This window comes from Leucobacter holotrichiae (assembly GCF_055791005.1).
In genome coordinates this window covers 1-19,919 of record NZ_JBVUAC010000007.1, presented here as the reverse complement: position 1 = coordinate 19,919, position 19,919 = coordinate 1, and the positions used below count along the sequence as shown (strand labels likewise).

At 67.9% G+C, this 19,919-nt stretch carries 18 protein-coding genes; 16 read left to right on the top strand and 2 right to left on the bottom strand.

From position 1 onward, the window contains the following. Positions 1 to 135 precede the first annotated feature (135 nt). From AC0KXF_RS10160 to tyrS, 11 genes are all read left to right on the top strand, one after another. Positions 136 to 858 (top strand): ABC transporter ATP-binding protein, encoded by a 723-nt coding sequence (locus AC0KXF_RS10160; RefSeq protein ID WP_473109072.1) that lies wholly within the window; start codon positions 136 to 138, stop codon positions 856 to 858. A gap of 2 nt (positions 859 to 860) precedes the next feature. Then, positions 861 to 1,604 (top strand): ABC transporter ATP-binding protein, encoded by a 744-nt coding sequence (locus tag AC0KXF_RS10155; RefSeq protein WP_473109071.1) that lies wholly within the window; start codon positions 861 to 863, stop codon positions 1,602 to 1,604. A 3-nt stretch (positions 1,605 to 1,607) separates the two neighbouring features. Continuing rightward, positions 1,608 to 2,483 (top strand): branched-chain amino acid ABC transporter permease, encoded by an 876-nt coding sequence (locus AC0KXF_RS10150; protein ID WP_473109070.1) that lies wholly within the window; start codon positions 1,608 to 1,610, stop codon positions 2,481 to 2,483. Next, complete coding sequence (locus AC0KXF_RS10145) at positions 2,480 to 3,523, top strand: branched-chain amino acid ABC transporter permease (protein ID WP_473109069.1); 1,044 nt, start codon at positions 2,480 to 2,482, stop codon at positions 3,521 to 3,523. The genes AC0KXF_RS10150 and AC0KXF_RS10145 overlap by 4 nt, the downstream gene beginning before the upstream one ends. Beyond that, positions 3,516 to 4,397 (top strand): MurR/RpiR family transcriptional regulator, encoded by an 882-nt coding sequence (locus AC0KXF_RS10140; RefSeq protein ID WP_473109068.1) that lies wholly within the window; start codon positions 3,516 to 3,518, stop codon positions 4,395 to 4,397. Before AC0KXF_RS10145 ends, AC0KXF_RS10140 begins: the two co-directional genes overlap by 8 nt. A 22-nt stretch (positions 4,398 to 4,419) precedes the next feature. Then, positions 4,420 to 5,736, top strand: coding sequence for a type I glutamate--ammonia ligase (locus AC0KXF_RS10135; RefSeq protein ID WP_473109067.1), 1,317 nt, complete (start codon positions 4,420 to 4,422; stop codon positions 5,734 to 5,736). A gap of 30 nt (positions 5,737 to 5,766) precedes the next feature. Further along, positions 5,767 to 6,981, top strand: a complete 1,215-nt coding sequence (locus AC0KXF_RS10130) for a M20 metallopeptidase family protein (protein WP_473109066.1) — start codon at positions 5,767 to 5,769, stop codon at positions 6,979 to 6,981. An 18-nt stretch (positions 6,982 to 6,999) separates the two neighbouring features. Next, entirely contained in the window at positions 7,000 to 7,923 is a 924-nt protein-coding gene (gene argF, locus AC0KXF_RS10125) for an ornithine carbamoyltransferase (protein ID WP_473109065.1), read from the top strand. 77 nt (positions 7,924 to 8,000) lie between these two features. Continuing rightward, positions 8,001 to 9,443 (top strand): argininosuccinate lyase, encoded by a 1,443-nt coding sequence (argH, locus tag AC0KXF_RS10120; RefSeq protein WP_473109064.1) that lies wholly within the window; start codon positions 8,001 to 8,003, stop codon positions 9,441 to 9,443. A 41-nt stretch (positions 9,444 to 9,484) separates the two neighbouring features. Continuing rightward, complete coding sequence (locus AC0KXF_RS10115) at positions 9,485 to 10,513, top strand: hypothetical protein (RefSeq protein ID WP_473109063.1); 1,029 nt, start codon at positions 9,485 to 9,487, stop codon at positions 10,511 to 10,513. Positions 10,514 to 10,548: 35 nt separating this feature from the next. After that, on the top strand, positions 10,549 to 11,865 hold the full coding sequence (gene tyrS, locus AC0KXF_RS10110; RefSeq protein WP_473109062.1) for a tyrosine--tRNA ligase: 1,317 nt from the start codon (positions 10,549 to 10,551) through the stop codon (positions 11,863 to 11,865). Positions 11,866 to 11,877: 12 nt separating this feature from the next. Here the strand turns inward: tyrS and AC0KXF_RS10105 are convergent, their stop codons facing one another. Next, positions 11,878 to 12,783 carry an Lrp/AsnC family transcriptional regulator gene (locus AC0KXF_RS10105; protein ID WP_473109061.1) on the bottom strand — a complete coding sequence of 302 codons (906 nt, stop codon included), beginning with the start codon at positions 12,781 to 12,783 and terminating at the stop codon, positions 11,878 to 11,880. Between the two features lie 251 nt (positions 12,784 to 13,034). On the opposite strand from AC0KXF_RS10105, the gene AC0KXF_RS10100 reads away from it, so the two are divergent. Together AC0KXF_RS10100 and AC0KXF_RS10095 are read left to right on the top strand one after the other, a co-directional pair. Next, positions 13,035 to 14,543 (top strand): APC family permease, encoded by a 1,509-nt coding sequence (locus AC0KXF_RS10100; protein ID WP_223043091.1) that lies wholly within the window; start codon positions 13,035 to 13,037, stop codon positions 14,541 to 14,543. Then, on the top strand, positions 14,540 to 15,667 hold the full coding sequence (locus tag AC0KXF_RS10095) for a zinc-binding dehydrogenase (RefSeq protein ID WP_473109060.1): 1,128 nt from the start codon (positions 14,540 to 14,542) through the stop codon (positions 15,665 to 15,667). The genes AC0KXF_RS10100 and AC0KXF_RS10095 overlap by 4 nt, the downstream gene beginning before the upstream one ends. A gap of 42 nt (positions 15,668 to 15,709) precedes the next feature. Here AC0KXF_RS10095 and AC0KXF_RS10090 read toward each other — a convergent pair whose 3' ends face one another. Beyond that, complete coding sequence (locus tag AC0KXF_RS10090) at positions 15,710 to 16,291, bottom strand: helix-turn-helix domain-containing protein (RefSeq protein ID WP_473109059.1); 582 nt, start codon at positions 16,289 to 16,291, stop codon at positions 15,710 to 15,712. Positions 16,292 to 16,429: 138 nt separating this feature from the next. Between AC0KXF_RS10090 and speB the strand changes: the two genes are divergently transcribed. The 3 genes from speB (at position 16,430) to AC0KXF_RS10075 (ending at position 19,320) form a co-directional block, all read left to right on the top strand. After that, the gene (gene speB / locus AC0KXF_RS10085; protein WP_473109058.1) at positions 16,430 to 17,377 is read left to right on the top strand and encodes an agmatinase; all 948 of its coding nucleotides are present in this window, start codon (positions 16,430 to 16,432) and stop codon (positions 17,375 to 17,377) included. Between the two features lie 114 nt (positions 17,378 to 17,491). Continuing rightward, on the top strand, positions 17,492 to 17,899 hold the full coding sequence (locus AC0KXF_RS10080) for a YybH family protein (RefSeq protein WP_473109057.1): 408 nt from the start codon (positions 17,492 to 17,494) through the stop codon (positions 17,897 to 17,899). After that, entirely contained in the window at positions 17,896 to 19,320 is a 1,425-nt protein-coding gene (locus AC0KXF_RS10075; protein WP_473109056.1) for a purine-cytosine permease family protein, read from the top strand. The genes AC0KXF_RS10080 and AC0KXF_RS10075 overlap by 4 nt, the downstream gene beginning before the upstream one ends. The last annotated feature ends 599 nt before the right edge of the window (positions 19,321 to 19,919 follow it).

The window sequence follows — 19,919 nt, the reverse complement described above, 5'->3', positions numbered from 1 at the left end:
AGTACATGTTACCCATGGTAGGTACTGTCGAGCGGATCGGAACGGCCCGATCCGGCTATGGAATGGAGACCGCATGATGATGTGTGGGACACCTGGGCGATCCCGCCCGCATCAGCCCGATCGAGGTGATGCGCAATGACCGAGCAGGCACTCGTGCTCGAGCACGGAGGAATGCACTTCGACGGCGTGCGAGCGGTCGATGATGTCAGTCTCCGGCTCGAACCCGGAGAGGTGCTCGGGCTCATCGGTCCGAACGGCTCAGGAAAGACGACTACGCTCAACATGCTGAGCGGCGTCTTGCGCCCCTCGGAGGGTCGGATCCTCCTCGACGGTGCAGACGTGACCCGTAAGACGCTGCGCAACCGCGCGCGGGCCGGTCTCGTGCGCACCTTCCAGAGTGTGAAGGTCTTCGGCCGGCTGACCGTCGAGGAGAATATCGAGGCCGCGGCACTCGGCGCGGGGATGCGACGACGCGAGGCCCGGCGGGTGGCCGTTGAGACCATCGAAGAGCTCGGGCTCGGGGCTCTCGCTGAGATACGCGCAGATGCCGTGCCCGCGGGGCAGGTACGCAGCGTCGGCATCGCCCGTGCGATCGCCCTCCAGCCGAAGTACCTGCTGCTCGATGAGCCGGCGGCGGGCCAGAACGAGGCCGAGGCGCTGGAACTCATCCGGATCATCGCCTCGTTCGCGCGTGAGCGCGGACTCGGCGTGCTGCTCGTCGAGCACGACATGACAGTGGTGATGGGCACGTGCGATCGCCTCCACGTGCTCGACAGCGGTCGGACCGTCGTCTCGGGGGATCCCGAGACGATTCGCAAAGATCCGCAGGTCATCGAGATCTACTTCGGAAAGGGGTGACCGTGTCCACGCTTGAAGTGACAGATCTGTTCGTCCGCTACGGCAAGTCAATCGTCGCGGTGCAGGGCGCCTCCATCGAGGTCCGCGACGGGGAGATCGTCTCCCTGCTCGGTCAGAACGGTGCGGGAAAGTCGACCATTCTGAAGTCGATCGCGGGCATCGTCGCCCCGCTCTCGGGCAGTATCCGATACGGGGACCTCGACCTCACCGCGAAGGGGGCGCAGCGCATCCCCGCGGGCATCGCGTACGTGCCGGAGGACCGCGGAGTGTTCGCCTCGCTCAGCGTGGGTGAGAACCTGCGGCTCGGGGCGATCTCGCGTCGTGATCGCCACGAGGTCGACGCGGACATCGAATCCCAGCTCGAACGCTTCCCGATCCTCAGGAAGTATTGGAGCCGCGGAGCCAGTCTGCTCTCGGGAGGCGAGCAGCAGCAGCTGGCCATCGCCCGAGCGTTGATGATCCGGCCCCGACTCCTGCTCCTCGATGAGCCCACGCTCGGCCTGGCACCCATCATCGTCGATCTCATCTTCGACGTGGTCCAGCAACTGAACGCAGAGGGGGTCACCATTCTGTTGGTGGAGCAGAATGCGGTGCGTTCGATTGCGGTGTCCGATCGCTCCTACGTGATCCAGGCGCCCGGCAAGATCCTCGGCGACGGCGACGCACGAGCGCTCGCCGCAAACCCCGAGGTCGTCGAATACCTGGGATTCTCGCCTCTCGGCGAGACCGCAGAGAAGGGGGACTGAACCATGTGGATCCAGCTGATCGTCGACATGCTCGGCCTCGGAACGTTCTATGCCCTGCTGACCCTCGGGATCGCGCTGCTCTTCGGCATCCTCGGCCTGATGAACTTCGCCTACGGCGAGACGATCATGGCGGGCGCCGTGGTGCTGCTCATGCTCAAGGACTCGCCCTGGTGGGTGAGCTGGCCTCTCGCCATCGTCGCCGCCGTCATCGTCTCGGTGCTGACCGAGAGGGTCGCGTTCCGCTCGCTTCGGAACGCCGACCCCGTCACGCTCATGATCGCGTCCTTCGCCGTGAGCTCCGCACTGCAGGCGATCGCGCGCATGACCGCGCTGCCGAAGGTGCAGGGGGTGCCTCCGCAGGGATTCCTGCAGCACTCGATCTCGCTCTTCGGGGCGCGCATCAGCATGCTCCAGATCCTCACCCTCGTGCTGAGCGCAGCGATGATCGCGCTGCTCGCCATCGTGATGCAGCGCACCAGCCTCGGCGTCCAGCTGCGAGCGGCAGCCGAAGACTTCGAGATGGCGAAGGTACTGGGCGTGCGAGGGTCGTTCGTGATCATGAGCGCGTTCGCCATCTCCGGCGCGATCGCCGCGGTCTCGGCCATCGTGCTGGTGGCGAAGCAGGGCGCGGTGGGCGCCGAGATGGGCCTGCAGCCTCTCCTCATCGGCGTCGTCGGCGCGGTGGTCGGCGGGATGCGGAGCCTCAAGGGGGCCGCGTTCGGTGGTCTGCTGCTGGGCATGGGGACGGTCCTGCTCGAGACCTTCCTGCCCACCGAGCTGATCGCATTCAGGGATGCGTTCCTGTATGCGGCTGTCATCGGAATCCTCGTAATCCGGCCTCAGGGGCTGCTCTCCGGCGTAAAGGTGCGTGTGTCATGAATCTGTTCAGCCGAAATCGGAAACGGGTGCTCGCGACCGGCGCGATGCTCATCGCGATCGTGGGCGCCATAGCCCTGCTCGGAGCCTTCACCGACCCCATCATCGAGCGGGTCGCGGTGGGCAGTCTCGTCGCGGTGGTGGTGGTGCTCGGCATCTCGATCTACTCGGGCAACTCGGGGATCATGTCGTTCGGGCACGTCGCCTTCATGGCTGTGGGAGCCTACACCGCGGCCTATCTCACGATTCCCCCGGCTCTGAAGAAGAGCATGTTCTCGGACCTCCCAGAACCGCTCGTCTTCCTGCGGGAGGTCGAGGCGCCGTTCCCCCTCGTGCTGGTCATCGCGGGCGTCTGCGCCGCGCTCTTCGCTCTCCTCACCGCCCCGGCCATGGCTCGTCTGAGCGGACTCCAGTCGGGCATCGCCACGCTTGCCCTGCTGGTCATCACCTTCACGGTCGTCAACTCCTGGACGGCGGTGACGCGGGGTTCCTCGGCGATGATCGGGCTTCCGAAGCTGACGACGCCGCTCGTGGTGTTCCTGTGCGCGAGCATCGCAACCGTGGTGGCGCTCTGGTACAAGAACAGCCGCAGCGGCCTGCAGCTCCGGGCCTCGCGCGAGGATCCGGAAGCAGCGCTCGCGTCAGGCATCGCTGTCGGTCGCCACCGCGCCACCGCATGGGTGCTCAGCGCCGCTGTGAGCGGAGTCGGAGGAGCGCTCTACGCGGCCTTCCTGACGACGTTCTCGTCGAAGACCTTCTTCCTGTCGCTCACTTTCGGCTTCATCGTGATGATCGTGCTCGGGGGCTATCTCTCCACGAGCGGAGCGGTGATCGGAGCGATCTCGATCAGCGTGCTGCAGGAACTGCTCCGTCGCCTGCAGGACGGGCAGTTCACCGGATTCGCTCTGCCCGGCGGGGTGACCGACTTGGTGCTCTCCGCGATCCTTATCCTTGCTTTGATCAAGGCTCCGACCGGACTCATGGGTATCCGAGAGCTCGGTCTGCCGCAACGTCGAAGGAAGCAGGATCTCGCACATGGATGAATCACTGACACTCGCAGAGGTTCTCAAGAAGTCCTACGAGCAGCTGAGCCCCGCGGAGAAGCGCGTGTCACGAGCGCTCCTCGCAGATTACCCGGTCGCGGGCCTCGAACCGGTGAATCGATTGGCCGAGCGGGCGAACGTGAGCGCCCCCACCGTGTTGCGGCTGCTCTCCAAGCTCGGCATCGGCTCCTACCCGGACATGCAGAAACTGCTGCACGGCGAGATCGCGGCTCGCACCTCGTCCCCCGCCACCATGTACGACGAATCCGACGCGACGCAGAACGGCGCTGTGGATCACTCGCAGCGGGTGATCGAGCAGGGGATCACCGCGACTTTCTCCGGTCTTCCGATGGAGGACTTCGAGGCGATTGTGGCCCTGCTCGCCAATACGAAGCGTCGCGTGTGGACGACGGGCGGCCGTTTCAGCCGGCTGCTCGCAGAATACCTGTCGATGCACCTGCGGCATCTGCGGCCCAACGTCACGCATGTGCCCACGTCGCAGCAAGAGCGGGCGTTCGCGTTGCTCGACATCGGCAGCAAGGATGTCGTCGTCGCCTTCGACTACCGGCGATATCAGGAGTCCACCGTCGCGTTCATGCGACAGGCGAAGACCCAGAAGGCGGCGACCGTGCTCGTCACCGATCCCTGGCTCTCTCCGGCGGCGAGGCACTCCGATTACCTCCTCTCGAACGCGGTCGTCGCGGCGTCACCCTTCGATTCGATCACCCCCGGGTTCGCCCTCGTGGAGACGCTCATCGCGTCCCTGGTCGAAGCGCTCGGCGTCGATCCCGTCGACCGAGTGCGCCGCTACGACGGAATCGAGGATCTCCTCAACGACAGGAGCGTCAGCGGCGACGGCGCCGGCGACGCATGACAAACAGCAAAGGAAAGACCATATGACTACGCCCATCGCCGCAATCCTCACCTCGGACCTCGCCGGCCAGGTGCGGGGACGCGCCTTCCCCGCCGACGAGATGAAGGACTACGAGCGATCGGGTTCGGGGTGGGTGCCGGCGAACCTGGCGCTCGACTCTTTCGGACGCATCATCACCCCGAACCCGTTCGGGTCGATCGGGGATCTTCGGATCATCCCGGATCCCGCCACTCGTGCGTCGATCGCCAACGAGACCGGAGGCCAGCCGGTCACGGTGATGCTGGGTGACCTCGTGAATCCCGACGGAACTCCCTGGGATTGCTGCCCGCGCACCTTCCTGCGCGAGGCGATCCGGGATCTCGAGAGCGAGACCGGCTTGCGTGTCATCTCGTCATTCGAACACGAGTTCATGCTCCGCGACGCGGACCGCGTACCCGGTCGCAAACCGTTCTCCCTCGAAGCTCTGCTCACGTATGAACCGCTCGGCTCGAAAGTGATCCAGGCGCTGCGAGATGCCGGGCTCGAACCTGAGATGTGGCTCCCCGAGTTCGGCGACCGGCAATGGGAGGTGACCCTCGCTCCGGCGCCCGCCCTCCAGGCGGCCGACCGCGCGATCCTGCTCCGCGAGATCGTGCGCAACGTAGTGCGGACCGAAGGGGAGCGGGCCACCTTCAGTCCGATCGTCGAACGGGACGGCGGTGGTAACGGAGTGCACATCCACGTGAGTCTCATTGACGAGGAGGGGGGTCCCGTGTCATACGATCCGACGCGCCCCGGCGGGCTCTCCGAGACCGCCGGATCGTTCGCCGCGGGTCTGCTGCGCTACGCCGCCGCCTTCCAAGCGCTCACCGCATCTTCAGGCGTATCCTACGAGCGTCTCGCTCCGGGGCGCTGGAGCGTGGGCGGGCTGTTCCTCGGCGAGAACAACCGAGAAGCGCTGCTGCGGATCTGCCCCCTCTTCGACACTCCCGGGGCAGATCACCGCAAGCAGTTCAACCTCGAGTATCGGGGTGCCGACGCGACCTCGAATCCGTGGATCGCGCTGGGGGTGCTCATCCGCGCCGGGCTGGAGGGCGTGCGCGCGGGCCTCCCTGCCCCCGACGTCGTCTCGGGGGATCCGGAGACGCTGACGGAGGAGCAGCTCGCTTCCGCGTCGCACGGACGAATGCCCTCGTCCCTCGTGGAGGCGATCGCGGGACTGGAGGCGGATGAGACGGTGGTTTCCTGGCTGCCGCAACGGCTTCTCGAAACCTTCCTGACTGTGAAGCGGGCGGAGCTCGCCTGGCACGCCACGCTTTCAGAGCAGGACCGATATCGCGTTTATGCCGAAGCGTATTGAGTTGCTGTCGGACCAGGCAGGAGAGGAAAGATGACCGAAGTGACGGCTGACCCGTGGGACCGCTTCTACGCGGCTGTGGCCGAGGAGATCCCGGCGGCGCTGCAGTTGCGCAGACGGCTTCACATGGCGCCGTGCATCTCCGGTGAGGAAGGTCCCACTCGCGACCTCGTCCTTGAAGAACTCGGATCGCCCGAGTGGGATCCGGTGGCAGGAACGGGAGGTCTGGTACGTATCGGGCCGAGCGACGGCCCCGCGATCGCGGTGCGCGCAGAACTCGATGCGTTGCCGATCGTGGAGGAGACCGGTGCGGCGTTCGCTTCGAAGAACGGCGCGATGCACGCGTGCGGGCACGATGTCCATGTGGCGGCGGCCGTGGCGCTCGCGCGTGCTGCACAGCGCGTGATGCTGCCGATCGCTCTCCTGCTGATTCTGCAGCCCCGCGAGGAGGCATACCCTTCAGGAGCCCGCGACATCTGCGAGAGCGGCCTGCTGGAGCAGCAGGGGGTGCGTGAGGTCTTCGGGGCGCATGTGCACCCGCGCGTGCCTGCGGGCGGGGTCGCTGTCGGCGAGGGGGCGGTCAACGCCGCAGCCGACGAATTCGCGATAACGGTGCGAGGTATCGGCGGGCACGCGGCGTATCCCCATCACGCGCGTGATCCCATCGTGGCCATGGCTGCGGTGATCGGGGCGGTGCAGATGCTCATCAGTCGCAGGATCGATCCGATGCGTCCGGCTGTGCTCTCCTTCGGTACGATCAACGCAGGCAGCGCAGCGAATGTCATCCCCTCGGAAGTCCGAGCACGCGGCTCGATCCGCACGATGCACCCCTCCGACCGGGCTTTCCTTCACGCTGAGCTGGCCCAGACGGCTTCGAAGGTGGCCGCTGTGCACGGCTGCAGCGCCGAGGTCGTCATCACTCGCGGAGAACCGGTGCTTTACAACGATCCCGAGTTGTCCCATGCACTGAGCCGTGCGCTGGAGGATCGCGGCGTCGAGATCGTGGAGCCGATGCGTTCGTGCGGCGCGGATGATTTCTCCTATTACACAGAGCGTTTCCCGGGGGTCATGATGTTCGTCGGGGTCAGCAGCGGCGAGGAAGAGCCTGCCCTGCACACCTCGACATTCCTCCCCCGCGACGAAGCCGTGTCCGATATTGCGATGGCATACGCGATCTCGATACAGGCGGCCCACAGGATCCGCCTCCGAGCGGAGGGCGACTTCGACGCTTCCAGCGCTTCCGCATGACGCGGTTACACTGGGTGCGTGACCCGACACTTCCTTCGCGACGATGACCTGAGCCCCACCGAGCAGCGCGAGGTGCTCGAACTCGCCGCCGAACTCAAGACAGATCGCTTCGCGCGCCGCCCGCTCGAGGGGCAGAAGACCGCGGCGGTCATCTTCGACAAGACCTCGACGCGTACGCAGGTGAGCTTCTCCGTCGGGGTAGCCGACCTCGGGGGCAACCCGCTCATCATGGATTCGAAGAACTCCCAGATGGGCGGCAAGGAATCGATCTCCGACACGGCGAAGGTGCTCTCGCGCATGGTCGAGCTGATCGTCTGGCGCACCTACGCGCACTCGGGCCTCGAGGAGATGGCCGAGCACGCCACCGTGCCGGTGATCAACTCGCTCAGCGACGACTTCCACCCCTGCCAGATCCTCGCCGATCTGCAGACGATCCGCGAGCGGAAGGGCGAACTCGCCGGCCTCACCGCGACCTACGTGGGCGACGCCGCCAACAACATGGGGCACTCCTACCTGCTCGGCTTCGCGACCGCGGGGATCCACATCCGCGTCGCCGGCCCCGAGGGGTACCACCCGCGTGCAGACATCGTCGCGGATGCGAAGCGGATCGCCGCCGAGACCGGCGGCAGCGTGACGATCTTCACCGATCCCGTCGAGGCGGTGCGCGGCGCCGACGCCGTCATCACCGACACCTGGGTGTCGATGGGGCAGGAGGAGGAGAAGGCCGCGCGCATCGCGACCTTCGGCGAGTACCGGGTGACTCCCGAGCTGATGGGTCACGCGGATCCCGACGCGGTCTTCCTGCACTGCCTGCCCGCCTACCGGGAGTACGAGGTCGCCCCCGAGGTGATCGACGGCCCGCAGAGCGCGGTGTGGGATGAGGCGGAGAACCGGGTGCACGCGCAGAAGGCCCTCATGGCCTGGCTGCTCGCGCAGGGGTAGGGCGCGGCCGCTCCCCGAGCCTTTCGAAGGGCGGGGCGGGCCCGCCCCGGAACCCGCCCGAAAGGTAAGCTGGACGGGTGACTGAGGCGAACGAGAACACGCAGACCGAGACCGGCAATCGAGCGGCGGAGGCCGGCGCCCTCTGGGGTGGACGCTTCGCGAGCGGCCCGTCGCCCGCGCTCGCGGCGCTGAGCAAGTCGACCCAGTTCGACTGGGTGCTCGCCCAGTACGACATCCGCGGTTCGAAGGCGCACGCCTCCGCGCTCGCCGCAGCGGGATACCTCAGCGCGCAGGAGCTCGAGGATATGCACGCCGCCCTCGATGAGCTCTCGGCACGCGTGGCCGACGGCCGGGCCGTGCCCGCCGAGGACGACGAAGACGTGCACTCCGCTCTCGAGCGCCTGCTCATCGAGATCACGGGCGTGCAGCTCGGCGGCAAGCTCCGCGCGGGCCGCAGCCGCAACGACCAGATCGCCACTCTCGTGCGCCTCTATCTGCTCGACCACGCCGCCGTCATCAAGAGCATGCTGCTCGACCTGCTCGACGCCATCGCCGAGCAGGCGGCGCGTCACCCGGAGGCGATCCTGCCCGGCCGCACGCATCTCCAGCACGCCCAGCCCGTGCTGCTCGCCCACCAGCTCGCCGCGCACGCTTGGCCGATCGTGCGCGATCTCGAGCGCCTGCGCGACTGGTCGCAGCGCGCGAGCGCCTCGCCCTACGGCGGGGGAGCGCTCGCGGGATCCTCGCTCGGCCTCGATCCGCGGCTCGTCGCCGGCGAGCTCGGCCTCGGCGATCCGCTCGAGAACTCCATCGACGGCACGGCCGCCCGCGATGTCGTCGCCGAGTTCGCCTTCATCTGCGCCCAGATCGGCATCGACCTCTCTCGCCTCAGCGAAGAGATCATCATCTGGAACACCAAGGAGTTCGGCTTCGTGCGTCTGCACGACGGTTACTCGACCGGATCCAGCATCATGCCGCAGAAGAAGAACCCCGACATCGCCGAGCTTGCGCGCGGCAAGTCGGGCCGCCTCATCGGCAACCTCACGGGCCTGCTCACCACGCTCAAGGGCCTGCCGCTCGCCTACAACCGCGACCTGCAGGAGGACAAGGAGCCCGTCTTCGACTCTGTGCAGCAGCTCGAGGTGCTGCTGCCCGCGTTCACCGGCATGGTCGCGACGATGAGCTTCGACACCGCCCGCATGGCCGCGCTGGCGCCGCAGGGATTCTCGCTCGCCACCGACGTCGCCGAGTGGCTGGTGAAGCAGGGTGTGATCTTCCGCGACGCGCACGAGATCTCGGGGGAGCTGGTGCGGTACTGCGAGGAGCGCGGGATCGAGCTGCACGAACCGAGCGATGACGAGCTCGCCGCGGTCTCGCCGCACCTCGCCCCGGGCGTGCGCGACGTGCTCACGATCGAGGGGTCGGTGAACTCGCGCACGGGCGCGGGTGGCACCGCTCGCGTGCGCGTCGACGAGCAGCTCGCCCGCCTGGCGGAGCGGATCGCGGAGTTCCGGGCGTAGTCCGCCAGCAAGATCGACGCAACTATCGAATGGGGGATCGAATGCGCGCACGCAACGCACTGCTGACCGTCGCCGCGACTGTCGTGCTGGGACTCGGGCTCACCGGCTGCGGAGGAGGGGCGGATCCGGAGCCCACCGAGAGCACCCCCACCGCGACGCCGGAGCCCGCGACCGAGGTCATCGAGGTCGCCCCGTTCACCGAGGATGGCGCGACGGCCGACGAGTGGAGCGTCGAGGACAGCACTCTCGCGGGCGGTTACGCGATCCTCGCAGACACCTGCCGCGCCTCCGAGCACGGAGCGGGCGAGAACACCGTCGCCTGCGGCAGCACCGCAGACGCGCTCTCGGCCTGCTGGCTCACCGAGCAGCGCGACCGGATCGCGTGCCTCGACGAGGCCGAGCCGGAGGCGACGAGCCTGCGGATGATCCAGCTGGACGGCGCCGCACCGGCCCCGACCGAGGCCTCCGACGAACCCGACCCGCTATGGCTCGAGCTCGAGGACGGGTCGACGTTCGTCGCGGTGAACGGCGGGGCGTTCATGCCGCCGGACGGCTATCTGGTGGCCTACACCCGCTTGGACGGCGACGGTGAGCGCTTCGAGGAACTGCTCGTGCCCGACGACGACTCGGCTCCCATCATCGATCGCGGTGAGGACCTCTGGACGGTCACGGTGGGCGCCGACGGCGAGGGCGCGGAGAGCGTCACCACGAAACGGGTGACCCGGGCCTGGGTGCTCGCCGGACGCTCGCTGCCGGAGCCCGATGCATCGGGGCCCGAGGCGGCGAACGGGCGCTGGTGCGAGGCTCCGCAGAGCCACGAGGCCTACGGCTGCGTGACGATCGCCTACCCGGACTTCACGATCGAAGAAACGGGTGAGACCTGGCCCTTCACCGGCTTCTCGGCCGAGGGCGACGGCACCGTCGCGCTCAGCGCCGAGGGCGCCCCGTTCGGCACGTATTATCCGGCCGGCACCCCGATTCCGGCCGAGAGCCTCATGGGTACCGCTGACGCCCCCGAGCAGGAGCGGATCTGGAGCAGTCAGAGTGGCATGATGCTGTTCCGCGAGTGACGCCGAGCCGGATCATCCGCGGTACGATGTGAGGCGTGTCTGTAGCAGAAGAACGAGCCGAGATCCTGGCCGCCCAGCGCAACGACGACAGTTTCCCCACCCTGTGGGACGAGCTGCAGTGGCGCGGGCTGGTGCACGTATCGACCGACCCCGAGGCGCTGTCCGAGCTGCTCGAGGGCGAGCCGTTCACCTATTACTGCGGCTTCGACCCGACCGCTCCCAGCTTGCACCTGGGAAACCTCGTGCAGCTGCTGCTGCTGCGCCGACTGCAGCTCAAGGGGCACAAGCCGCTCGGCCTGGTCGGCGGATCCACCGGGCTGATCGGCGATCCGCGCCCCACCGCGGAGCGGACGCTCAACAGCCGCGACACCGTGGGCGAGTGGGTGACCCGTCTGCAGGCCCAGGTGTCGCGCTTCCTCTCCGCGGAGGGCGACAACGCCGTGCGGCTCGTCAACAACCTCGACTGGACGGCGCCGCTGAGCGCGATCGACTTCCTGCGCGAGATCGGCAAGCACTTCCGCGTCGGCACCATGCTCAAGAAGGACGCGGTCGCGGCGCGCCTCAACTCGGACGAGGGGATCAGCTACACCGAGTTCAGCTACCAGGTGCTGCAGGGCTTCGACTTCCTCGAGCTCTACCGCCAGTACGACTGCGTGCTGCAGTCGGGCGGCAGCGACCAGTGGGGCAACCTCACGAGCGGCACCGACCTCATCCGCAAGGTCGAGGGACGGTCTGCGCACGCGGTGGGCACCCCGCTCATCACGAACGCCGACGGTACGAAATTCGGCAAGAGCGAGGGCAACGCGATCTGGCTCGACCCCGAGATGTGCTCGCCGTACACCTTCTACCAGTTCTGGCTCAACCAGGCCGACGCCGACGTGATCGACCGCCTGAAGGTGTTCACCTTCCTGTCGCGCGCCGAGATCGAGGACTACGAGCGCCAGGTCGCCGAGGAGCCCTTCAAGCGCGCCGCCCAGAAGCGGCTCGCGCTCGAGGTGACGACGCTGGTGCACGGAGCGGCGGCGGCCCAGGGCGCGATCGACGCATCGGAGGCACTGTTCGGGCGCGGGGATCTCACCGCGCTCGATGAGGCGACGCTTCGGGGAGCGGTGTCGGAGCTGCCGCAGGCGGCGGGCACCGCGGGGGCGTCGGTGGCGCAGCTGATGGTCGAGACCGGTCTCGTCAAGAGCCTGGGCGAGGCGCGTCGCGCGATCGCTCAGGGCGGTGTCTACGTGAACAATGCGGCGGTGGAATCCGAGGATCGCGCGCTCGAGGCGGCGGATCTGCTGCACGGGCGGTTCGCCGTGCTGCGCCGCGGCAAGAAGACCCTGGCGGGGATCGTCGCGGGTTGAGCGCCGGGGCGCTCACTCGGCGAGACGGTCGCCGCGCCCGTACTCCTCTTTGACGATGCGCAGATTGGTCCAGGTGCGGATCGCGGTGATCTCGGGGCTCGCCCGCAGTTGATCCGAGAGGTCGAGCAACTGCTCGACGGAGTCGGCGGAGAACGTGGCGATCAACTCGTGGGCGCCGATGGTCACAGCGAGGAACTCGGGCTCGAGGCCGCGCACCCGTTCGAGTGCCGCCTGTAGTTCGCCGCGCACCTGGATGCCGACGCCGAGCGTCGGCACTCCGGGGGCGTTGCGGCGCACGGGGATGCCGACGACCTTGACCGCGTTGTGCTGCACGAGGCGCCTGAGGTGCAGGCGGGCCCCGCTCGGAGACACCCCGGCGGCCTCGGCCAGGTCCAGGAACGAGGCGCGTCCGTCGAGCTGCAGGTGCCGCACGATCGCCCGGTCGACGGCGTCGAGGCGGAACCCGGCGCGGTCCGTGCGCAGCGGGGAGTAGAGGTTGATCTCGATGCTCTCGTACAGGTGCGTCTGCATCTCGTGCACCCCGGGGAGCCCGCGGATGCGGTCGAGGGTCTGCTGCAGATGCGGATCCGCCCGCACGCGGATTTCGGCGTCGAGCGGGGCGTCGCCGCTGATGTCGGCCACGAAGGTGGTCTCCGGCATCGCCACGAGGGCGTCCCTGACCGGGGCGGCCGGCCCGTCGAGGCGCAGTTGGACGTAGCCGAAGCGCTGCAGGGCGAGGAGATCGGGGCTCACAGACACGGTGAAGGCGATCTCCTCGTGCTCCACCGCCCGCTGCACGATCTGGGTGACGCGCTTGCGGGTGATGCCGAGCGACTCCGCGATGCGGGTGTAGCTCGCCCGCCCGTTCTCGCGCAGCGCCTTGAGTACCTGGGGTGCGATGGGATCTCGGTGCTCCACGGTCTTCGAATCTCTCGGCTCGGGCGGGCCGTTTCGCGATGGGGCGACCCTGATATCCACCGATTCTCTCATGATTCGAGAAGGTTGGGGACGTAAACGCAGAGCACCGCGAATATCTCTCTGTTTTCGGTTCCCATCACGGCGCGTCCCGTCTACTGTCGTGTCTGACCGGGGCCGCGACGGGGCGGAACGGCGCAGTCGCGAGGCCGCCCCGATCCGTCCATCTCTCAACGACGAAAGGTAGCCCCGACATGTCCTCCCCCTCACCCTCCTCCGACGACGTCGGCGGCCGGGACGGCGACGCGCTCGAGCTCGCAGACTACGGGTACCAGCAGGAGCTCAAACGTTCCCTCTCGCTGTGGTCTGTGTTCGCGCTCGGCTTCGCGACGATCTCCCCCGTCGTCGGTATCTACGCGGTCGTGCAGCTCGGCTTCACGTTCGCCGGCCCGCTGTGGCTCTGGGCTGTGCTGATCGCCTTCGTCGGCCAGTTCTTCGTCGCGACCGTGTACGCCCAGCTCGCCTCGCAGTTCCCCATGACCGGCGGCGTGTACCAGTGGGTGCGCCGTCTCGCCGGGCCGAGGCTCGGGTGGATGACGGGGTGGGTCTATCTCGCGGCGGCCATCGCCTCGCTCTCGACGGTGGCCTACCTCGGCGGAGTCTGGATGAAGGCGCTCGTCGGCGACACCGCGGACAACGCGGGCGGCCTCGTGCTCTACGGCGCGATCTTCCTCGTCGTCGCCCTGGGAATCAACCTGCTGGGCGTGAACCCGGTGAAGCACTTCCTGAGCGCGGGGATCGTCGCGGAGGGTGTGGCCTCGATCGTGGTGAGCCTGCTTCTGATCGTCTTCTTCATGCACAACGATCTCGGCACCCTGTTCAGCACCCTCGGTGCCGAGGCGAACGCGGGCGGGTCGGTGTTCTCGGGCTTCCTGGTCTGCCTCGCGGTCGCGGGCTGGGCGTTCCTCGGCTTCGACGCGACGACCCAGGTCGCCGAGGAAGCTCACGAGCCGCGCCGCACGGTGCCGCGCGCGATGCTGCGATCCTTCCTGTTCGTCGGCATCACGGTGCTGCTGAGCGGCACCGCCGTGACACTCTCGCTGCAGGATCCGGCTCGCGCCGTGAACGGCGAGCTCGCAGACCCGGTGCTCGCCTCGATCACCGAGGCGTTCGGCGGCTGGAGCGAGAAGCCGTTCATCGTCGTCGTGCTCATCGCGTTCTTCGCCTGCGCCATCTCGATCCAGACCTACATCGGGCGCATGGTCTACAGCTTCGCCCGCGACCGCCAGATCCCCTTCGCGAAGCCGCTCTCGCGGATCGGGAAGAAGGAGATCCCCCACGTCTCTCTGGTCACCACCGCCGTTCTCGCCGGAGCCGGTCTGCTGCTCGGCCTCAACGGCAACGCCGCGGCCACGCTGATCTCGTTCGGGTCGGGCGGCTTCTACATCGTCTTCCTGATCGTGGCGTCGGTCGCTCTGTGGGCGCGCCTCACCGGGCGCTGGGATCCGAGCCGCGGATCGTTCAGGCTCGGTCGCTTCGGTCTGGTCGTCAACGTGATCGCCGTGATCTGGCTGCTGTTCGAGGTCGTCAACGTCGCCTGGCCGCGGGTCGAGCTCGCGCCCGTCGACGGCACCTGGGTGCAGGTGTGGGCCGTGATCCTGGTGTTCAGCGTGCTCATCGTGATCGGGCTGATCTATCTGGCCGTGAAGAAACCCCATCTCGAAGTCGCGGATCCCGCGCAGAAACAGGAGGTCGCGCGATGAACACCACCGCGCCAGCCATCGTCTTCGAACCCGGCGCGGGGCTCCGCGTCCGCGAGGTATCGGTTCGCGCGCCGCGCGCAGGGGAGGTCGCGGTCGAGATCCGCGCGGCAGGGGTCTGCCACTCCGATCTGCATATCCTGAACGGCGACTGGCCCGAGGAGCGCCCGCTCGTGCTGGGGCACGAGGCTGCGGGGGTCGTGACGGAGGTCGGCGAAGGCGTCGAGCTGCAGCCGGGCGACCACGTCGTGCTGTCGTGGTTCGCGCCGTGCGGCCGCTGCGATCGCTGCGCCTCGGGCAAGGCCTGGCTCTGCACCGGCACCCGCGCCGTTGAGAACGTCCTGCCCGACGGTGGTACGGCCTTCAGTTCGAACGGCGAAGAGGTGTGGCCGTTCCTCGGTCTCGGCGCCTTCACCGGCGAGGTGGTCGTGCCGCGCTCGGCAGCGATCAAGGTGGCGCCCGAGCTGCCGTTCGAGGTGGGCGCGCTGCTCGGCTGCGCGGTGACCACGGGCGTGGGTGCGGCGGTGAACACCGCGCAGGTGCGTCCCGGTGAGACGGCGGTGGTCATCGGCTGCGGGGGCGTCGGCCTCGCGACCATCATGGGTCTGCGCCTGGCCGGGGCGGGCACGATCGTCGCGGTCGATCTCTCCGCCGAGCGGCGCGAGGCCGCAGAGCGCTTCGGCGCGACCGTGACCCTCGACGGGACGGCGGTCGACGTGGTCGCCTGGTGCCAGGAGCACCTCGGCGGGGCCGACTACGCCTTCGAAGCGGTCGGCAGCCCTCGCCTCATCGAGCAGCTGCCCGCGATGATCCGGGCGGGCGGGGCGGCCGTGGTCGTGGGCATGCCCCCGATCGGTGCGAAGGTGCCGATCGACGCCTTCGATCTGGCGGATCAGGGCAAGCGCATCCTCGGCTGCAACTACGGATCGAGCGTCGCCGCGATCGACATCCCCCGTCTCGCGGGGCTGTACCTCGCCGGGCGTCTGCCGCTCGACCAGCTCGTGGGTGCGACTCGCCCCCTGCGGGAGGCGGAGCTCGCCTTCGAGGATCTCAAGGCCGGTATCGGCCTGCGGGGGATACTGATCCCCGAGACCGAGACCGAGACCGAGACCGAGACCGAAGCCTGATCCGGATCGGGTGGTCCCGCCCGTTGCGGGCGGGACCACCCGCTATGCCGATCCGCTCCACGCGGCGGGCACCAGCACCCACACCACCTCGGCCCCGGCCTCCCCGGTGCGCCAGCTGTGCGGAGTGCGGCCCGGGAAGGTCAGCGTGTCTCCGGCGTCCAGCGTCTCCTCGCGGCCCGCGAACACCAGGCTCACGGTGCCGGCGATCACGTGCATCGTCTCGACGCTGCAGTTGACGGTGTAGAGCTCGTCGCCCCCGCTGGCGTGAGGTTTCAGAGACGAGCGCAGCAGCTGCACCCGCTCCTCCGTGCGGGGGGTGACCAGGCGTTCGTCGGCGCCCGAGCCGCCCATGTTGATGCGGGGCGCTTCCGCGAGAGCGACGCGCTGCATGTCGGGGGCCTCGAACAGGTTGCCGACGGGAAGCGAGAGCGCCTGGCAGATCTGCACGAGCGTGGGCACGCTCGGCATGGTGTCGTCGCGTTCGATGCGGCTGAGGAAGCCCTTCGTCAAGCCGGTCGCCCCGGCGAGTTGCTCGAGCGTCATCGCCTGGGCGAGGCGGGAGGAGCGCAGCTGGGCTCCGATCCGCACCGGCGTCTCGTCGGCCGTGGGGTGCACGGGTCGCATAGCGTTCTCCCTCTTCGCTGGCGGGCGGATCCCGGTCGTGTCGTTGACCTTGCGGGATGCTCCAGCCTATAGTGAGTGCAAGTTCTCTCATGGAACTCGCATGTTTACTATAAGACAACTTCGAAAGGAAGTGGGAACGTGACCGACCACACCCCCCAGGGGCCCGTCGACGCCAGCCTCACCCCGCGCTACGCCGGAATCGCAACCTTCGCCAAGCTGCCGCGCATCGAGGACGTGCCCGCTGCCGACATCGCGGTCGTCGGCGTCCCCTTCGACACCGGTGTCAGCTTCCGCCCGGGCGCTCGCTTCGGTCCCTCGCACGTGCGCGAGGCCTCGCGTCTCCTGCGTCCCTACAACCCGGCGCAGGACATCTCTCCCTTCGCCCGCAAGCAGGTCGTCGACGCCGGTGACATCGTGGCGAACCCGTTCAGCCTCGACGAGGCCGTGCGCCAGGTCGAGGAGGCCGCGACCGAACTCGGCGAGAAGGTCGACAAGATCGTCACCATCGGCGGCGACCACACGATCGCGCTGCCGCTGCTGCGCGCCATCAACAAGAAGCACGGGCCGGTCGCGGTGCTGCACTTCGACGCCCACCTCGACACCTGGGACACCTACTTCGGCGCTCCCACGACGCACGGCACCCCCTTCCGCCGCGCATCGGAAGAGGGCCTCATCGATCTCACCGCCTCGATGCACGGCGGCACCCGCGGCCCGCTCTACGGCAAGAGCGATCTCGATGACGATGTGAAGCTCGGCTTCCAGATCGTCACCAGCGAGTTCATCGAGGAGCACGGGATCCCCGCCGCGCTCGAGAAGATCCGCGAGCGCGTAGGCGACAAGCCGCTCTACATCTCGATCGATATCGATGTGCTGGATCCCTCGCACGCGCCGGGCACCGGCACGCCCGAGGCGGGCGGCCTCACCAGCCGCGAGATGCTCCGACTCATCCGCGGTCTCGCCGACCTGCAGATCGTGGGCGCCGACGTCGTCGAGGTCGCCCCGGCCTACGACCACGCGCAGATCACCGCCGTCGCCGCGAGCCACGTCGTGTACGAGCTCGTGAGCGCCATGGCCGGACGCGACTGATCCGCACGGACGGGTGCGCGGGATCGGTGCCGGTCGCCGATCCCGCGCACCCGGCAGACGCGGGTGCCGATCCGCGATCCTCCAATCGAACCAAGAATCCAAGGGAGCATTCGCATGCGCACCCCCACAGAGGCCGAGGTACTCGCCGCGGCCGACGCCATCATCGAGGCGTTCGCCGCAACCGATACCGACGCTTACTTCGCCGGGTTCGCCCCGGACGCCAGCTTCGTGTTCCACCCCGAGCCGGCCCGCCTGAACTCCCGCGCCGAGTACGAATCGCTCTGGGCGGGATGGCTCGCCTCGGGATGGCGAGTCACGGCCTGCAGCTCCAGTGAGCGTCTCGTGCAGACCTTCCCCGGCGGAGCCGTGTTCAGCCACACCGTCGCGACGAGCATCGACTCCGCAGACGGCCCCGACTCGTACGTCGAGCGGGAGAGCATCATCTTCCGGTCGGTCGAGGACGGACTCGAGGCCATCCACGAGCACCTTTCGACTGTGCCGGCCGAGGAGGGCGCGGCGTGACCTCTCCCGAGACTATGGCCGTCAGTCTCGACGGCCACGATGACTCCGCTGGGCCGGTCCGCGGCACGCAATCGCTGCTGAGGATCGCGATGATCTGGCTCGCGGCGAACCTCGTCGTCACCACCCTGCTCACCGGCACCCTGTTCACGCCGGCGGTCTCGTTCGGCACGGCATCGGCCATGATCGTGGTCGGCACCCTCATCGGCGTCGTGGTGCTGGTGCTGATCGGCAACATGGGCACCCGCACCGGCCTGCCGACCATGGCGCTCACGCGCGGATCGTTCGGCATCCGCGGCAGCCTGCTCCCCGCGGCCGCGAACCTCATCATCCTGATGGGGTGGAGCTGGGTGCAGGCCATGCTCGCGGGGGTCACCGTCAACTACCTCGTGCACGAGGCGACCGGGTTCTCGAACCCGATGCTCTTCTCCGCGATCTGCCAGGCCATCGTCGTGGTGCTCGCGATCTTCGGTCACACGGGCATCTCTCGGGTCGAGCCATGGCTGGCGCTCGCGATCCTCGTGGTCATGGGCTTCGTCTTCGCGGCCGCGTTCGGCGCCTTCAGCCCGTCCGAGTTCGCCGCGATCCCGGTCGACGCATCCCTGGGCGGTACCCCGTTCATCACACTCGACATGGTCATCGCGACCGCGATCTCGTGGACCGTGCTCTCGGCCGACATGAACCGGCACGCGAAGAGCAGCACAGCCGGGATCGTCGGATCGGGCATCGGCTACACCCTGTCGACGTCGATCTCGATGTTCCTGGGCCTGGTCGCCTTCAGCACCGTGCTGCTGCGCGGCCACGAGGCGATCCCGTTCGACCCGTCGGTGATCGTGGCCGAGTTCGGGTGGCCGCTCGGCATCGCGATCTTCCTGTCGGTGATGGCGACGAACACGATGGTGGTGTTCGGCATGGTCACCTCGGTGGTCAATGCTCAGTCGAAGTGGCACCTCAGGTTCCTACCCACCGCGATCGTGCTCGGTGCGATCTCGGTGATCGGCTCGACCTTCCTAGGGCTGCTGAATCAGTTCACCGACTTCCTGTTCGTCATCAGCGCGTTCTTCGTGCCGGTCTTCGCGATCATGATCGCCGATTACTACCTGCTGAAGCGCCGCGGGTACTCGCGGCAGATCCTGCACGAGCGGCCGGAGAGCCGGTATTGGTACGCGGGCGGGGTGAACTGGATCGCCGTGGGCGTGTGGGTGATCGGCGCGGCGCTGTCGTACGTGCTCGCCTATGTGATGCCGAGCCCGATCGGCGCGAACATCCCGGCGTTCGGGGTGAGCTTCCTGCTGTACCTGGGGCTCATGGTGCTGATCGGAAGGGGCGGCGCGCTGGGGCTTCGGGATCCGCGCGACGCGAATCCCACCGGGCACCTGCTCGACGGCGCCGACGAGACCGCCGCGCTGCGACTGGAGGGCTGAGGGCCGCGGCAGGCTCGATACGGACCCGGCACATCACAGGCGCAGAAACCGCTCGCCGTCGTCCCCACCTCGGTGGGGACGACGGCGAGCGGTTTCTCGCATTACCGGGGCCGGCAGGGGCGGGACACGCCCGGGAATGGGGACTGAACCGCCCAATCAGGCCAGTTGCGGTCTGTTTCCGGGGGTTCCAGGCCAGGTGGCTGGAATAGGTGCTGTGGGCGGAAACCGCGGAATCATGCGGGGACACGCCCGGGGTGTGGGTGGTTGTTGTGGGGGTGGGGGTTTGTGCGTAATGTATTCCCTTGTCAGCGCGACGGGGGCGGGACGCGAGAGCGGCCCGGTTTGGTTGCGTGTCGGATCTCGCTGAGATCACCCCGTGGGGGGCTTGTTGAAGTCTGTGCGGGCGTGTAAGGTGGGACTCTCGATCTCACCACTGAGGTCGCATCCTGATGGGGGTGTGATTCTGGTGCTCATTTGGTTTGAGTGAGTCGGATTTGCGTAGAGCGGGTTCGGGTGGTAAGTTGGACAGGTTGCTGTTCGGAAGGCTTTGGCTGGTACGGGTGGTGTCTGGTCTTTGAGAACTCAATAGTGTGCACTTG

Excerpts from the sequence above, each read along its gene's own strand:
- AC0KXF_RS10160 (WP_473109072.1), top strand. The coding sequence starts at position 136 with ATGACCGAGCAGGCACTCGTGCTCGAGCACGGAGGAATGCACTTCGAC.
- AC0KXF_RS10135 (WP_473109067.1), top strand. The coding sequence starts at position 4,420 with ATGACTACGCCCATCGCCGCAATCCTCACCTCGGACCTCGCCGGCCAG.
- AC0KXF_RS10150 (WP_473109070.1), top strand. The coding sequence starts at position 1,608 with ATGTGGATCCAGCTGATCGTCGACATGCTCGGCCTCGGAACGTTCTAT.
- AC0KXF_RS10145 (WP_473109069.1), top strand. The coding sequence starts at position 2,480 with ATGAATCTGTTCAGCCGAAATCGGAAACGGGTGCTCGCGACCGGCGCG.
- AC0KXF_RS10080 (WP_473109057.1), top strand. The coding sequence starts at position 17,492 with ATGCGCACCCCCACAGAGGCCGAGGTACTCGCCGCGGCCGACGCCATC.
- AC0KXF_RS10140 (WP_473109068.1), top strand. The coding sequence starts at position 3,516 with ATGGATGAATCACTGACACTCGCAGAGGTTCTCAAGAAGTCCTACGAG.
- AC0KXF_RS10100 (WP_223043091.1), top strand. The coding sequence starts at position 13,035 with ATGTCCTCCCCCTCACCCTCCTCCGACGACGTCGGCGGCCGGGACGGC.
- AC0KXF_RS10090 (WP_473109059.1), bottom strand. The coding sequence starts at position 16,291 with ATGCGACCCGTGCACCCCACGGCCGACGAGACGCCGGTGCGGATCGGA.
- AC0KXF_RS10115 (WP_473109063.1), top strand. The coding sequence starts at position 9,485 with ATGCGCGCACGCAACGCACTGCTGACCGTCGCCGCGACTGTCGTGCTG.
- AC0KXF_RS10130 (WP_473109066.1), top strand. The coding sequence starts at position 5,767 with ATGACCGAAGTGACGGCTGACCCGTGGGACCGCTTCTACGCGGCTGTG.
- AC0KXF_RS10095 (WP_473109060.1), top strand. The coding sequence starts at position 14,540 with ATGAACACCACCGCGCCAGCCATCGTCTTCGAACCCGGCGCGGGGCTC.